This window comes from Actinomyces capricornis (assembly GCF_019974135.1).
GTDB lineage: Bacteria > Actinomycetota > Actinomycetes > Actinomycetales > Actinomycetaceae > Actinomyces > Actinomyces capricornis.
The window spans coordinates 2,326,688-2,341,081 of sequence record NZ_AP025017.1; the positions used below are offsets into that span (position 1 = coordinate 2,326,688).

Annotated in this window: 12 protein-coding genes; 5 read left to right on the forward strand and 7 right to left on the reverse strand. The window is 69.9% G+C overall.

Annotation, left to right across the window (positions count from 1 at the left end; genetic code table 11):
- Window positions 1-30 precede the first annotated feature (30 nt).
- The 3 genes from MANAM107_RS09510 to tagD (MANAM107_RS09520) all read left to right on the forward strand — a co-directional run bounded on the left by MANAM107_RS09510 (window position 31) and on the right by tagD (MANAM107_RS09520) (window position 3,070).
- Window positions 31-1,191, forward strand: coding sequence for a branched-chain amino acid aminotransferase (locus tag MANAM107_RS09510; RefSeq protein ID WP_223907760.1), 1,161 nt, complete (start codon window positions 31-33; stop codon window positions 1,189-1,191).
- A 109-nt stretch (window positions 1,192-1,300) separates the two neighbouring features.
- Window positions 1,301-2,422 (forward strand): LCP family protein, encoded by a 1,122-nt coding sequence (locus MANAM107_RS09515; RefSeq protein WP_223907762.1) that lies wholly within the window; start codon window positions 1,301-1,303, stop codon window positions 2,420-2,422.
- Between the two features lie 213 nt (window positions 2,423-2,635).
- Window positions 2,636-3,070, forward strand: coding sequence for a glycerol-3-phosphate cytidylyltransferase (gene tagD, locus MANAM107_RS09520; protein ID WP_223907764.1), 435 nt, complete (start codon window positions 2,636-2,638; stop codon window positions 3,068-3,070).
- Here tagD (MANAM107_RS09520) and MANAM107_RS09525 read toward each other — a convergent pair.
- Window positions 3,067-3,684 (reverse strand): UDP-N-acetylglucosamine 2-epimerase, encoded by a 618-nt coding sequence (locus MANAM107_RS09525; protein ID WP_223907768.1) that lies wholly within the window; start codon window positions 3,682-3,684, stop codon window positions 3,067-3,069. The genes tagD (MANAM107_RS09520) and MANAM107_RS09525 overlap by 4 nt on opposite strands.
- A 492-nt stretch (window positions 3,685-4,176) precedes the next feature.
- Here MANAM107_RS09525 and tagD (MANAM107_RS09530) point away from each other — a divergent pair, with 492 nt between their 5' ends.
- Window positions 4,177-4,575, forward strand: a complete 399-nt coding sequence (gene tagD / locus MANAM107_RS09530) for a glycerol-3-phosphate cytidylyltransferase (protein ID WP_179900292.1) — start codon at window positions 4,177-4,179, stop codon at window positions 4,573-4,575.
- Window positions 4,576-4,602: 27 nt separating this feature from the next.
- On the opposite strand, the gene MANAM107_RS09535 is transcribed toward tagD (MANAM107_RS09530), so the two are convergent.
- The 4 genes from MANAM107_RS09535 to MANAM107_RS09550 all read right to left on the reverse strand — a co-directional run bounded on the left by MANAM107_RS09535 (window position 4,603) and on the right by MANAM107_RS09550 (window position 9,999).
- Window positions 4,603-5,973, reverse strand: a complete 1,371-nt coding sequence (locus tag MANAM107_RS09535) for a lipopolysaccharide biosynthesis protein (RefSeq protein ID WP_223907772.1) — start codon at window positions 5,971-5,973, stop codon at window positions 4,603-4,605.
- Complete coding sequence (locus MANAM107_RS09540; protein WP_223907776.1) at window positions 5,973-7,100, reverse strand: glycosyltransferase; 1,128 nt, start codon at window positions 7,098-7,100, stop codon at window positions 5,973-5,975. Before MANAM107_RS09540 ends, MANAM107_RS09535 begins: the two co-directional genes overlap by 1 nt.
- A gap of 74 nt (window positions 7,101-7,174) precedes the next feature.
- The gene (gene wzy / locus MANAM107_RS09545) at window positions 7,175-8,791 is read right to left on the reverse strand and encodes an O-antigen polysaccharide polymerase Wzy (protein ID WP_223907778.1); all 1,617 of its coding nucleotides are present in this window, start codon (window positions 8,789-8,791) and stop codon (window positions 7,175-7,177) included.
- Window positions 8,788-9,999 (reverse strand): DegT/DnrJ/EryC1/StrS family aminotransferase, encoded by a 1,212-nt coding sequence (locus tag MANAM107_RS09550; RefSeq protein ID WP_223907779.1) that lies wholly within the window; start codon window positions 9,997-9,999, stop codon window positions 8,788-8,790. The genes wzy and MANAM107_RS09550 overlap by 4 nt, the downstream gene beginning before the upstream one ends.
- 326 nt (window positions 10,000-10,325) lie before the next feature.
- On the opposite strand from MANAM107_RS09550, the gene MANAM107_RS09555 reads away from it, so the two are divergent.
- Window positions 10,326-10,844: a hypothetical protein gene (locus tag MANAM107_RS09555; RefSeq protein WP_223907781.1), complete on the forward strand. Its 519-nt coding sequence runs from the start codon at window positions 10,326-10,328 to the stop codon at window positions 10,842-10,844.
- Between the two features lie 49 nt (window positions 10,845-10,893).
- Here MANAM107_RS09555 and MANAM107_RS09560 read toward each other — a convergent pair whose 3' ends face one another.
- Both MANAM107_RS09560 and MANAM107_RS09565 read right to left on the reverse strand, forming a co-directional pair.
- Window positions 10,894-12,210, reverse strand: a complete 1,317-nt coding sequence (locus MANAM107_RS09560) for a hypothetical protein (protein ID WP_223907783.1) — start codon at window positions 12,208-12,210, stop codon at window positions 10,894-10,896.
- 53 nt (window positions 12,211-12,263) lie between these two features.
- Window positions 12,264-14,171, reverse strand: a complete 1,908-nt coding sequence (locus MANAM107_RS09565; protein ID WP_223907785.1) for a nucleoside-diphosphate sugar epimerase/dehydratase — start codon at window positions 14,169-14,171, stop codon at window positions 12,264-12,266.
- Window positions 14,172-14,394 lie beyond the last annotated feature (223 nt).

Genomic DNA, 14,394 nt, shown 5'->3' on the forward strand with positions numbered 1-14,394 from the left:
GCGGCGCCGCCGCGGCGGTAGGGTGAGCCCATGACCGAGACAGCCACCCGTCCCGACCCCCAGCCCACGCCCCTGGCACGCGCCGCGGCCGTCCCGGTCCCCAGTGCCGACTCCCTGGCCGGCCGCTTCCCCCTGACCCGCAATGAGCGCGCCGCCAGTGCCTCCCTGAGGGCCCAGGCCCTGGAGGACCTGCACTTCGGCACCACCTTCACCGACCACATGGCCCATGCCCGCTGGACCCAGGACGAGGGCTGGGGCCAGCACGGCATCATCGCCTACCAGGACCTGACGCTCTCCCCGGCGGCGGCGGTCCTCCACTACGGCCAGGAGATCTTCGAGGGCATCAAGGCCTACCGGCACCAGGACGGCTCGGTGTGGACCTTCAGGCCCCGCTACAACGCCGCCAGGCTCAACGCCTCCGCCCGGCGCATGGCCCTGCCCGAGATGGAGGAGGAGGACATCATCGCCTCCCTGGTCGACCTGGTCCGGGCCGACCACGAATGGGTCCCCGGCGGAGCGGGCGAGTCCCTCTACCTGCGCCCCTTCGCCTTCGCCTCCGAGCCCTTCCTGGGCGTGCGCCCCGCCCGGCAGGTGGACTACTACGTCATCGCCTCACCGGCGGGCAACTACTTCCCCCACGGCCTGGAGCCCCTGAGCATCTGGGTGAGCAGGGAGTACCACCGCGCGGGCCCCGGGGGCACGGGTGCGGCCAAGACCGGTGGCAACTACGCCTCCTCCCTGCTGCCCCAGCAGGAGGCCTACGAGGCGGGCTGCGACCAGGTCTGCTTCCTGGACGCCGCCACCGAGCAGAACCTCGAGGAGCTCGGGGGGATGAACATCATGGTGGTGGACGCCGACGGCTCGGTGCGCACCCCCCGGCTCACCGGCTCCATCCTGGAGGGCTCCACGCGGGCCTCCATCATCACCTTGCTGCGCGATGAGGGACGCCGGGTCACCGAGGAGACCATCAGCCTCCAGGGCCTGCTGGAGGACATCGTCTCCGGACGAGTCTCAGAGGTCTTCGCCTGCGGGACCGCCGCCGTCGTCGTGCCCATCGGGCGCCTGGCAGGGCATGGCATGGAGGCGGAGATCGCCGGCACCGAGGTCACCCGCAGGATCCACGACCTGCTCACTGGGATCCAGTACGGGCGCCGTCCCGATCCCCACGGGTGGATGTACCGGCTCACCTGAGGCCTGCCCGACCCGGCCCGGCGTACCGCTCCTGGAGCGAGTCTGTGAATCGTGCGTGATTTTGGTGCAAGCGCATAAGAATGGCGCGGATCTATGGTGCCATTGGACCATGACCCCTGCGCCCACCGACCCCCAGGAGCCCACGGCCGACGACGCATCCGCCCCCGACCCGGCGGAGGGCCAGGACCCGGGGCCCTCGGGCTCGCGCAAGGCTCGACGTCGCACCCTGCGGGCGGTCCTGCTCAGTGCCGGCATGGTGGTGCTCGTGGTGGTCCTCGTCATCGCGGGCCTGGGCCTGTGGCTGCGCCATTCGCTGGGCTCGGGCCTGGAGACCATCGCCGACCCCTTCGCCGGCATCGCCACCAGGGCGCCGCACCAGCGGGTCGAGGGCGATCAGCAGCCCGCCACCAACATCCTCGTCCTGGGCTCGGACTCCAGGATCAGTGCGGGCGACCCCTCCCAGTGGGAGGCTGGGGCCCAGCGCACTGACGCCCTGATGATCATGCAGATCAGTGGGGACAGGAAGGACGTCAGTGTCGTGTCCATCCCCCGCGACACCTGGGTGGACATCCCCGGGCACGGCCAAGCCAAGATCAACGCCGCCTACGCCTACGGGGGCACCTCCCTGACGATCCAGACCGTCGAGGCCCTCACCGGTATCCGCATCCACCATGTGGCCATCGCCGACTTCGAGTCCTTCACCACCCTGACCGATGAGATCGGCGGGGTGACCATCGACCTCAAGGAGCCCCAGACCCTGGCGGGCACTGATTTCCAGGCCGGGCCCCAGCAGCTCAACGGTGCGCAGGCCCTGGCCTACGCCCGTGAGCGCGACTCCCTGCCCGGCGGCGACTTCGACCGTGTCAAGCGTCAGCAGGCCTGGATGCGCGCCATCGTCAAGCAGATCTTCAGCAATGGCACCCTATCCAGCCCCACCAGGCTCTACTCCTTCCTGCGCACGGCCACCCAGACCGTGGCCGTGGATGAGTCCTTCACCCTTGATGAGATGCAGTCCCTGGCCTGGCAGATGCGTGACCTGCGCAGTGGCGATATCCACTTCATGACCGCCCCGGTCGCGGGCACGTCCACCTCCCCGGACGGCCAATCCATCGTCGAGCTCGATTCGCAGGGGAGCCAGGCGCTGTTCACCGCCTTCGCCCAGGACACGGTGGGGGAGTACCTGGAGACGGCCCCGGAGTCCGTCGAGCTGCTGCCCACCACCGTCAACTGATCCTTCCCGGCCCCGCCGGCTCCGCCCCACCGCTCACCGGCCCGGCCTGGGACGCGATGCTGGCGCCGCGGCCGGCTCGGGGTCTCATTTCAGCCTCGATCCGCCCGCGGGACCACGGGTGGAGCGAGTGTGCCCTGCATGGCGTGGAAGACTGGTGGAAAGCGCCGTGCCTCCTCCCCTGGCACGCCATCCCAACGAGCCGAGGGCGGAACTGTGAAGCGCGTGATGACGTATGGGACCTTCGACCTGCTCCACTACGGGCATATCGAGCTGCTCCGGCGTGCACGGGCCCTGGGCGACCACCTGGTGGTGGGACTGTCCACCGACGAGTTCAACGCGGTCAAGGGCAAGCAGGCCCGCTACGGCTATGACGAGCGCGCGGCCATGATCTCTGCCGTGCGCTACGTGGACCTCGTGGTGCCCGAGATCACCTGGGAGCAGAAGCCTGACGACGTGGCGGCCTACGGGATCGACGTCGTCGTCATGGGGGAGGACTGGCAGGGCGCCTTCGACGACCAGCTCGAGGGCCTGTGCGAGCTCGTCTACCTGCCGCGCACCCCGGAGGTCTCCACCACCCGGATCAAGGACTACCTCCTGGGCGCCAAGCGCGACACCGATGGAGGCAGGCTCAACAGCGTGTGGCTCTAGGCGGCCGGGCAGTGGGCTGAGGAGGGCGCCGGGACGGGCAGCGGGGCGCCGGCTGACATGATGCGCTCCTGGGGCACCCCCTGGCGCACCAGCCTGCCCCGGGTCTCTGCCCTGGTGACCAGGTGGACGGCGCTCACCCGCTCCAGGAGCCTGCGATCAGCCTCCAGAGGGTAGGGCGAGCAGGGCGGCTCGTCGGCCTCGGCCTCCAGGTGCAGGACCGGGACGCCGTGGTTGAAGGCTGTCAGCGCCACCGCGCAGATCGACGTCGTGATGCCGCCGACGAGTACGGCGTCCGGGTGCTGGGAGGCCAGCAGGCGGCCGAAGCGGGTGAAGATCTCCGCGGTCAGGGTATTGCGGCCGTACTCGCCCGCGGTCAGGCCCAGGTCGTGCTCGGCCCTCACTGCCTCCGGGTGATCCTGAGGGCTGAGGGCCGCCTGTCCCGCAGCCCGGAGCACGGGATCGCCGGCGCGCGGCCGACCTGCCGGATGGCGGTGCTCGCCGGTGGACACCGTCGTCGTGCGCGAGCCCGGGTGGGCGCTCAGCGCCTCGATGAGGGGAGCCAGGGCGCCGGCCTGCGCGGTGGTGGCGTAGACGGCCATGACACTGATACTCACCGAGGGCCTCCGGCGGTGATCGGGCGGGATGCGTGCCGGGGCACCGGGGAGGTGCGCGGCGCGTGCTGTCCTGCTCCACTGTAGTTGTGGGAATCCCCTCCCCGCCGCGAGGAGGAGTCCAGGCCGGGCTCTGCAACCGGAGTGTGACCACCGGCCGGTGCTGTGACAGGCGTGCAATCCTGCGTGAGACCCAGGCAACGCGCCCGCCGCGGCGCCCAGCAGGGGGCAGATCACGTGTCGGCCTCGGGATCCTGGGCCGCAGGAGACGAGGCCGCCGGGTTTTCGGCCTACTTGCAGGGTGCCCAATAGTGGGTGAGGACGATCATAGCGCGGGGGCAGGCTCAGTGCGATAACACGGCCTTCGCGGCGCTGTCGAAGTCTCTAGACTAACTGCATGTGCGTTCAACTACTGTGCGCGCAATCGACGACAAGATGCCGAATGCTTGTACGATTCCCACAAGCGTCGGACCTGCCTATCCGAGGATCGACTTGATGAAACGCGTGATCACCTATGGGACCTTCGATCTGCTCCACTATGGGCATATCGAGTTGCTCCGCAGGGCCAAGGCCCTGGGTGACTACCTCGTCGTGGCGCTGTCCACCGATGAGTTCAATGCCGCCAAGGGCAAGACCGCCTATTTCGACTACGAGCAGCGCAAGGCGCTGCTGGAGGCCATCCGCTACGTCGACCAGGTCATCCCCGAGCGCACCTGGCAGCAGAAGACCACCGACGTCGTCGAGCACGAGATCGACGTGTTCGTCATGGGGGAGGACTGGATCCACACCTTCAATGACCAGCTCGAGGGGCTGTGCGAGGTCGTCTACCTGCCCCGCACCCCCGAGGTCGAGGACGGTTCCCGCCCCTCCCACGGCGATCCCGCCGCCCGCTGATCCCGCCTGCCGGCCGCAGGAGCGCGTCTATCGGCGGGGCATGAGGCGCCTGGCTCCCAGGGCCCCGATCGCCAGGATGACCACGGCGGCAGCGATGTTGAGGACGGGACCTGCCAGGTAGAAGACGGCCATGGCCAGACCCACCACTGCCAGCCCCATGAGCGGCTCCCGCGGACTGACCCTCATCCCGATCTCACCGCGAAGCCGGTAGAGCATGTAGGCGATGCCGGCGCTGTAGCCGAGCAGCGTCGAGGTGCACGCCCCGATGAGCCCCCACAGGTGGACCATGGGGAAGACGCACACCATATTGACCGCTCCAGCGATGCCGATGGCCCAGAGTGTGTCGGTATTCCGATCGATCGCATAGAAGATGTTGACCAGGAAGTTCGAGTAGCCGCTGAGGGTCGATACCGCCAGGGCGAAGGGGATGACTGCCAGTGCCGCGGCGTACTGGGGAGCGACGACCCAGGGGAAGGCCGCCTTGAGCACTGGGATGAGAAGCGCCAGCCCCAGCAGCAGGGCGGTGGCGTAGGCCCCGGCGGCGCGGGAGAAGAAGCGGCTGTGCTCCCGGGATCGCTCGAAGGCCAGGTCCTGCCAGGCGTAGGTCATCGCCGTGATCACCAGCATCATGACGGCGCCGAAGCGCATGGCGATGGCGAACAGGCCGTTGTGGGCCAGGTCCAGGACCGCCCCCACCACGGCGCGGTTCAGGGAGTTGATCGTCCAGTAGACCAGCGCATTGAGGCCCACGGGGATGGCCAGGACGAGCATGGCCCGGGCTGCGGGCCACACCCCCCAGCGCCAGGAGGATGAGAGCATCCGGCGCCCCACCCCGGCCCGCACCTCGACGTAGATGATCTCGCACAGGTAGGCCACGATGGTCGAGACGTACAGGGCGCGGAAGTCCCAGTCCAGGCCCACCAGGAGCAGGATGTTCATCCCCATCATCACCACCGAGGCCAGCACCCCGGAGAAGGCGTAGTCCCAGTTGCGGCGCAGGCCCCGGCAGGCGTGCTTGTAGACGTACTCGATGTTCTGCACGATGCCCAGGCAGGCGATGAGCCCCAGGTAGCGGATATCGAGCAGGAGCGCGGCGGCGATCCCGAGCAGGACGTAGACGATCGTGGAGCCCAGGAAGACCAGGGCGCCGGCCTGCAGGGCGCGGACCTGATCATGCTGGCTCTTGTACATCCGCCGCAGGATGACGACCCAGATGTTGAGGAACAGCGACTCGCACACCACCGTCAGGTAGGTCACGCTCAGGTCGTAGTAGCCGAAGTCCTGCGGTGGGACCACCGCCGTGTAGAGCGGCAGCATGACGAAGGCGATGAGCTTGGACAGCACCGTGCCCAGGACGAAGATCCCCGAGTTCTTCAGGAAGGTCCACAGCGATCCCATCAGGAGCCCGCCGTCTCATCGCAGCGGAGCAGGCGCTCGAAGCGGGCCAGTGCGGTGGCCGTATCGAAGGCGGAGCCGGCAATGGCGTTGGGCCCGCGGGCATGCGCGGAGCCCGCCAGCTCGGTGATGCGCTGGGCCCACGGCTGGGGGCCCCGGGCCAGGTCGAGGACCTCGACCTGGCCGCCGACGCGGGCGCTGGCGCTGACCGCCTGGGACATCAGCAGCGGCAGGCCCGCGGCCTGCGCCTCCAGGGCCGTGTAGGGCAGCCCCTCGAAGGTGGAGGGCAGGATCATGACATCGGCGCCCTGGAGCAGGTCGGCCACATCCGAGCGTGCCCCCAGGAAGCTGACCGAGCGGCTCAGCCCGGCCTGCTCCACGCGCTGGCGCAGGTCCTGGGCGTAGGGGCCCTGGCCGCACAGGAGCAGATGGGCATCGGTGCCCATCTGGCGCAGGTGGGACATGATGCCCAGGTCGAAGACGTGGTTCTTGGCCGGCCCCAGCCTGGCCACATGGATGATGGCGGTGGTCTGCGGGTCCAGGCCCAGCTCGGCGCGCACCCGCTGGCGCCGCACCGGGTCGAAGGTGAAGGGGCGGGGGTCGAAGATGTTGGGCACGAAGGTCCACGGCGAGGAGCCGAAGAACCACTGGGCCGCCTCCGCCGAGCAGGCGTAGCGGCGGTTGGCGCACCCGCCCACCAGAGGGCGCTGGAGATGGTGCAGGACGCCGGAGATCCGCCCCGACATGTTGGCCGAGGAGTGGGAGTGCAGGATCCGCACCGGCACCCCTGCCCGGCGCGCCGCCACCAGGGGCTCCAGGGAGTTGACCACCGTCTGGTGGAGCCATACCGCGTGGAAGCGGCCCTGGCGCACCACGCGGTTGACCGCCCGCAGATGCGCCAGCGGGTGGCCGCGCCTGTCGGGCACCCGCACGATCCGGGCCCCGCCGGCCCGCAGCTCCTCGGCGTGGGCGATGGTGTCGCGGTCGGTGAGGAAGGTGAAGTCGTACCTGTCCTTGAGCAGGCGGAAGGCGGAGAGGATGAAGGCCTCCTTGCCCCCCTCATTGGCGGTCATGCCCCCGACGAGGACGGCGGGGCGCTGGGCGGCATCCTGGGGGGAGGCTCCTACCACGGATTGTTCCTTCTTCATATGCGACGGGTCGGGACGGGGCGCCGGTGGGGTCCACGCGAGGGGCACGGCCGGGCTCAGGGGGCCGACGGCGGCCCGGGGGAGCGGCCCGGCAGGGCCGCGAGGGCACTCCTGCGCGGGGCGGGGTCACGGGGGCGGGTGAGGATCTGCACGCCGTAGGAGATGACCATGATGGCCGCGATGGCGGTGAAGGCCATGATCGTCGTCGGCTCGACCAGGACGCCGATGAAGTCCGAGGCGGGGCCGCGCGGGATCCAGATGAGGGAGGGCACGATGAGCATGCGCAGGCAGTTGGACCACGGCGTGGCCGAGCCCAGGCCGTCGACGTACCGCAGGACCGCGCCCACGACGGCGCTGACCGCCACGACCCCCAGCATGCCGTACTGGACGTAGCCCTCGGCCAGGAAGGAGGTTCCGGTGCTCACGCCGCTGACATAGGCGTTCTCCCCCAGGGCGATGCGCGACAGGGAGTGCGACAGGGAGCCGCCGATCTCGGCCCGCTCCAGGGAGTTGCCCTGGAGCTGGGGGTAGCCCAAGAGGCGCCCCACCAGGCCGTAGTGGGCGAAGTAGGCCAGGTAGAACTGCTCGGGGAGGCGGTGGCCGAAGACGACGACATTGTCGATGACCCTGACCGAGACGCCCTGGTTGTAGAAGAACTCCAGCAGTGAGGAGGACGAGCCGCGCCCGCGCACGTTCTCCATGGCGGTGAACAGGAAGGCCATGGCGGCGGTGCCCACTGCGATGACGGTGGCCCGGCGGCGGGTGACCCAGCCCTGGTCGGGGTCGAGTTTATTGCGCAGGATGACGTAGCACACCATGATGATGGCGAAGACGGTGAACTCCCGGCGCACCCCCATGAGCAGGTAGAGGCCCTTGATGGAGGTCAGCGCCACCGTGGGCAGGATCATCTGGCGCTGGGAGGGCATGGTGGCCAGGAAGACCAGGTAGGCCACGAAGGCGACCTCGGAGCTGTAGGTCCCCAGCAGGTGCACGATCCCGCTGTTCTGGGTGATGTACTCGGTGGTGTACAGGGACTGGTAGCCGGCGATCCCGGTGCGCGCGATGGTCGAGACCAGCCAGAAGGCGCTGAAGGGGAAGGTCAGGAGCACCACGAGCAGGGAGGCCAGCCTCAGGCGCACCGGCTCCCCGCCCCGGGGCCTGGCCCGTTGGAGGCGGGCGATCCGCACCCCGGCCCGGCCCAGCAGCCCCCGCAGGCGCGCGGCCGCGGCGGCCAGGGGGAAGGTCGCCATGCCCGCCAGGACGTACCCCACGGCCGAGAAGGTCAGTCCCACGTAGAGGATCTCAATGGTCCGGGGCAGCGCCGCGGGCTCGGCGTGCCCGGACTGGTAGTCGAAGATCCGCTCCAGGGTGGCCTGGCACAGCATCAGGATGAAGAAGGAGACGAGGTAGCCGCCGAAGAAGACCGGCCGGGACCTGGTCAGCACGCAGTACAGGAAGAGGTTGAGCCACACGGCCACGAGCAGGGCCCAGGGCCAGTCGCACTCGCTCCACAGCACCAGCACCAGGAGGGTGAGGTTGCTCAGGATCACCGGCAGCACCCGTTGCCGGTGCGGTGCGGTGCGCAGGCGCCGGTCCTCCCGCCTCCCGGTGAGGCGGGAGGACCGGCGTCCCCGGGCCGGGTGACCGGCAAGGGTGGAGGGCAGTGCGCTCATGAGACCTCGGCCAGGCACTCGCGGCCGGCCTGGCAGACGCGCTCGACGTCGTCGTCGGTCAGGGCCATGTGCAGGGGCAGGGTGACCTCGGTGGCGTAGAAGCCGACGGCGTTGGGCGTCGCCTCGGGGCACAGGCCGAGCCCGGCGTAGGCACTGAGCATCGGCAGGGGCTTGTAGTGGACATTGGTGGACACGCCCCGGCGGCGCATGGCCTCGATGAAGGCGTTGCGCTCCTCGACTCCAGCCACGGGCAGGGAGGCGATGGCCAGATGCCCGCTGGAGCGCACGCCGGGCGCCTCATGCGCCAGCACGGTGATGCCGATGTCCTCCAGCCCGCTGCGGTAGGCCTCCACCACGCTCAGGCGCCGCTGGATCATGGACTCGTAGCGGCCCAGCTGGGACAGGCCCAGGGCGGCCAGGACATCGGGCATATTGGCCTTGCCGCCCAGGATCTCGACGTCGTACTCCCAGGAGGCCCCGGTCATCTTGGCCAGGGCGTCCTTGGACTGCCCGTGCAGGGACAGCAGGCGGATGGATCGCTCCAGGGCCTGCGGGTCCGTGGGCAGGCCGGCGCGCCACTGCAGGGCCCCGCCCTCGGCGGTGGTGAGGTTCTTGACCGCGTGGAAGGAGAAGGCCGTCAGATCGGAGATGGTGCCCGCATGGTCCTGGGCCAGGCGGCCGCCCAGGGAGTGGGCGCCGTCGGCGATGAGGACGGGGCGGCCCAGCTCCCCCGCCAGGGCGCTGGAGGTGGCCTGCGTGGGCGGCAGTGCCTCCAGGGCGCGGGCCAGGGGGCGGGTGTCGAAGGGGATGCCGGCCAGGTCGACGGTGATGACGGCCTTGGTGCGCTCGGTGACGGCCCGGAGGATCCCCTCGGTCGAGGGCAGGCAGGAGCCGGGCTCGGTGTCCACCAGGACGATGCGGGCGCCCACGCGGCGTACCACCGAGGCGCTGGCGGTGTAGGTGTAGGCCGGGACGATGACCTCGTCGCCGGGGCCCACCCCGCTCAGGCGCAGGGCGATCTCCAGGCCGGCGGTGGCCGAGTTGAGCACGACCGTTCCCGCGGCCCCGGTGTAGCGGGTCAGGGCCTGCTCGAAGTCGCGCCCCACCGGCCCGGAGGTGATCCAGCCCGAGCGCAGCACCGCTACGACGGCCTCGATGTCCTCCTCGGTGATGACCGGAGGGGAGAAGGGGATCATGGCGTTGCTCATCTGGAGTCCTCGTCGTGGTGGTTGATGCCGGTCAGGGGCTGCCCGGGGGCGCTGGGCAGGCGCCACCCGCGGCAGTGATGCGAGTTACGGGGCGCGGCGGTATCGATCGGGTATCCACGATCTCCTGCGCCCCGAGCGCGCCGTAGTCTTAGCCCAGCGTCCATCGGGCCGATTCGCGAGCCCCGGACATATGTGGCAAGAAGGACACAGTCGACCATGAGCGAACAGGCACTCCCCACCACCGTCAGCGCGCGCAGCGCCGACAGCCCGGTCCGCACCGCCCCGCGGGGCGCGGCATGCGGGGCACTGCGGTGAGGGTCTTCCCGATGCGCTCCTCGGCCCGGGTGCGCCGCGAGGCCGACGCCGAGCTGCGACTCGACCCGCGTCCGGCCCCACCGCTGGTGCCCAGCAGGCCACTGCGCAGGGCGGAGCGTACCTTCACCGTACTGGCCATCGGCGTCGGCGATCCGGGCACCACCGCGCATCCCGCCATGGACGCCCTCATGGAGGCCGCTCAGACGCTGCGGATGCTCGGCATCGATGTGCGCATCCGCACCAGCGCGACCCTGTCCGAGGGCTCCTGGCAGTCGCAGCTGGGCTGGGCGCAGGCCCTGGTCATCGTCACCGATGGCCAGGAGGGCCCGGCCGGCCCCAGCGTCATGGACCTGGCGATGCGCGTGAGCCAGCACGTGATCGTCTGCGACCCCCAGGTCGCCCAGCGCACGGTCCTGCGGATGAAGGGCGAGCGCCGTATCGATGTGCTGGATCGGGTCGATGCCACGAGCATCGCCCTGTGCTGGCTGGAGACCGGCGTGGGGGACCAGCGCGAGCCCCGCGGCCAGTGAGACGGGGCGCCTGGGGGAGGCCAGAGGGCTCAGGGGGCGGCCGTCCACCTCAGGCCGCCTCGTTGAAGTCCCCGTAGCGCAGGCGGTCCAGCGCGGAGGAGGGGGCGTCGTTGAGGATGACGCCGCTGAGCTCGCCGTGGCCCTCCCCGCCGTCCTGGTCCGCCTGGGAGCCCAGCGCCTCGACGGCCTGGGCCAGCTGGTCGGCGGTCGTGTGCTTGAACAGGGCGACCATGACGATGCGCTCGACCAGTCGCGACAGGATGAGCCCCTCGGCCCCCGGGTGCAGGGCGGGTCCGGCAATGATGACGCAGCGGTCGCGCGACAGGATCGCCAGGGCCTCCTCCATCCGCGGTGAGGCCAGGAAGGCGGCCGGATCCGAGGCATGGCCCGCCCTCATCACCAGCAGTCCGGGCACCCCGGAGGGGGAGACGGCCTCGTTGAGGCGCTTGGAGCCCGAGAGGACCTCGGCCAGGCCGGCCTCCGAGGAGCCGCCCTCGCCGGTGCTTATCCGGGCGTCGACCAGGACGGTCTGCTGACCGGCCAGAGCAGTGGCCCGCGCCAGCTCCGAGGCGACCTTCCAGGTCCCGGCCTCACCGGTGGCCGAGGCCACCAGCACCGTGCGTGCGGGCACCCGGCCGCCCCCGGTGTAGAGGACCACCTCGCGGATGCGGCGCAGGACGGCGTCGTTGCGCTGGGCGCCACGAACGGTCAGGGCGCCCAGGGCGGTGGCGCCACTGGCCCGGGAGGCCTCCTCCAGGCTCTGGATGCGGGTGTCCATGACCGAGGCGCAGAAGGCGACGATCAGTCCGATGAGCAGCCCGCCCGCAGCCCCGATCCCCAGGTACTTCACCGCTGAGGGGCTGGTGGCGACCCCCGACAGGGCGGCGGAGGACAGCGGCACGACGGTGACGGGGGAGGTCTCGCCCTCCAGGCCCTTGATCCGGGTGGCGGCGTGGGCGATGACCGCGTCGGCGATGTCGATGGCCTCCTGCTCGGAGTTGGCGGTGGCGGTGACGTTGATGGTCACGGTGCCGGTGACGTTGTCCGCCGTGATGTTGGAGGCCAGCTCATTGGGGGTCATATCCAGCCCCAGGTCGTTGATGACGTCCTGGGCCAGCGTGGTGGAGGTGAAGACCGGGACGAAGGCGGTGGCCTTCTTCTCCGCCAGGGTCGCCGCGTTGGAGTAGGTCGTCGCCATGGTGTCGGCGCTGCCCACGGACACCGATACGTAGGCTCCGGCGTTGGCCGTGTAACTGGTCGGGGTCATGAAGAACAGCCCTGCGGCCACCAGCATCCCGATCGCGGGCCAGGCGATGATGGTCCCGATGCGCCGGCGCGCCAGTGCCAGAAGATCCCACAGTTCCATGGTCTGAATCAGCGTCCTGTCTGTGATGTCGGTTCAGTGCGGCCCTGGGCGGCTCACCGTGCCCCGCCCCGCTGGGAGATCGCCACATGCCGCTGGGCGTTCTGAGCCGCAGCGCCGACGTGCTCCTCGGCGTGCTTGTCGCTCGTGGTGCTCTTGAGGTGCTCGGAGGCCTCGGCGTGCTCGCTGCGCTCGGAGTGGACGGCACGTCCGTGCATGGCCCAGTCGTGGGCGGTCTCGATGCTCGCGGGCATGAGCGGATCGACCTGCACATGGCTGATGAGCGGGTGGAAGGGGCGCTGGCCGTCCTCGCCTGAGGCGATGAGGTCCTCCGAGATCTTCTCCCCGGGGCGCAGGCCCGTGAACTCGATGGGGATGTCGCGCCCGGACTGGGCGATGAGGCGCTGGGCGACGTCGAGGATGCGCACCGGCTCGCCCATGTCCAGCACCATGGTGTCGCCGGGGCGGCCGATGGCGCCGGCCTGGAGGACCAGCTGGCAGGCCTCGGGGATGGTCATGAAGTAGCGCTGGACCTTGGGGTCGGTGACGGTGACCGGGCCGCCGCTGTCGATCTGGTGCTTGAAGGTCCACAGCATGGAGCCGCGCGAGCCCAGGACGTTGCCGAAGCGCACCGAGACGAAGCGCAGGCCGCGCTCCATGGCCAGGCCGGTGGTCATCTGCTCGGCCAGGTGCTTGGTGCGCCCCAGCACCGAGGTGGGGTCGGCGGCCTTGTCGGTGGAGACGTTGACCAGCGTGGAGACGGCGAACTCCTCGGAGAGCTCCAGGACGTTCTTGGAGCCCTGGACGTTGGTCTTCCAGCCCTCATCGGGGTACTGCTCCAGCAGGGGCAGGTGCTTGAGGGCGGCGGCGTGGAAGACGACCTCGGGGCGGTGCTCCTGGAAGACCTCGCGCAGCGCGTCCTTGTCCCGGATGTCGCACAGGACCATGTCGCGGCTGTTGAGCAGTCCCTGGTTGTAGATGCCCAGCTGGATGGAGTGCAGCGCCGACTCGTCGCGGTCCAGCAGGACCAGGTCGCGCGGGCCCAGGCGGTGGAGCTGGCGGGCGATCTCCGAGCCGATGGAGCCCCCGGCGCCGGTGACCAGGACGGACTTGCCCGAGATGTACTCGCTGATGCGCGACAGGTCGGTGTGGATCTCGCGGCGCCCGAGCACGTCGGCCAGGTCGATGTCCTTGATGTCGGAGAACTGCAGGCGGCGGCGCGCGATCTCGCGGACCGGCACGATCGTCATCGTCTTGATGCCGTGGCGGGCGCAGTCCTCGGTGATCTGCTTGAGGCGGTCGTTGGGCATGTCCGCGATCGCGATGATGACAGTGCGCACCTCGTGCTTCTCGCAGCACTCGATGAGGCAGTCCACCGTGCCCAGGACCGGGACCCCGCTCAGGCGCAGGCGCTTCTTGGACTCGTCGTCGTCGACCAGGCCCACGGGCAGGAAGGGGGAGGCGGCGTCGTTCTTGGTCAGGCGGACGATCTGGTGGCCCACCTCACCGGCGCCGATGATGATGATGCGGTCCTTGTCATGGGCGCCGCGCTGGTAGTCGCGCGCCTTGCGGTAGGCGCGCGCGGCGCGGAAGACGAAGCGCAGCAGCAGCGCGATGACGAGGCTGAGGACGGGGATGAGGGTGGTGGCCAGTGCGGAGATGGTCTGGCCGGTGGAGGCCGACCAGGCGGCCACGGCCAGGAATCCGGCCAGTGCCGCGATCGCGTACTGGCAGGCCAGGACCGAGACCTCCTCGAAGGAGGCGGTGTGGAAGCGCCTGCGGTAGGTCAGCAGGACCAGGGTGCCCAGGATCAGGTTCGTCGCTATGGCAACGCCCAGGAAGACGGCGAAGCCCTGGGTGGGGGCGGGCGGCTCGTGGCTGCCCAGGGCCAGGACCATGACTCCGGCCAGGAGCCAGCCCAGGGTGTCGGTTGTGAGTGCAACCGCGGCCTTTCGATTACTCATCCTCATCTGCTGCATACTCGCTTTCGGCTCTCAGGTCGCCTGATGGCGCTCTGTGGTGCGCCCTGACACCACGGTGGCGCGCGACTGGGGAGCCGGTGGTCGATGCTCAATGCGGTTGCGCGCCGCTAGGGAGTTGGGCAATAACACCACCATAACTATGACACATCCTAAGAGGACCCTGGTGGACCACTTGATGGCGGGATTGACGTAGGAGTGCGCTGTG

Coding starts and splice junctions, on each gene's coding strand:
- MANAM107_RS09565 (WP_223907785.1), bottom strand. CDS start 14,171: ATGAGTAATCGAAAGGCCGCGGTTGCACTCACAACCGACACCCTGGGC.
- wzy (WP_223907778.1), bottom strand. CDS start 8,791: ATGAGCGCACTGCCCTCCACCCTTGCCGGTCACCCGGCCCGGGGACGC.
- MANAM107_RS09550 (WP_223907779.1), bottom strand. CDS start 9,999: ATGAGCAACGCCATGATCCCCTTCTCCCCTCCGGTCATCACCGAGGAG.
- MANAM107_RS09535 (WP_223907772.1), bottom strand. CDS start 5,973: ATGGGATCGCTGTGGACCTTCCTGAAGAACTCGGGGATCTTCGTCCTG.
- MANAM107_RS09560 (WP_223907783.1), bottom strand. CDS start 12,210: ATGGAACTGTGGGATCTTCTGGCACTGGCGCGCCGGCGCATCGGGACC.
- tagD (WP_179900292.1), top strand. CDS start 4,177: ATGAAACGCGTGATCACCTATGGGACCTTCGATCTGCTCCACTATGGG.
- MANAM107_RS09510 (WP_223907760.1), top strand. CDS start 31: ATGACCGAGACAGCCACCCGTCCCGACCCCCAGCCCACGCCCCTGGCA.
- MANAM107_RS09515 (WP_223907762.1), top strand. CDS start 1,301: ATGACCCCTGCGCCCACCGACCCCCAGGAGCCCACGGCCGACGACGCA.
- MANAM107_RS09555 (WP_223907781.1), top strand. CDS start 10,326: ATGCGCTCCTCGGCCCGGGTGCGCCGCGAGGCCGACGCCGAGCTGCGA.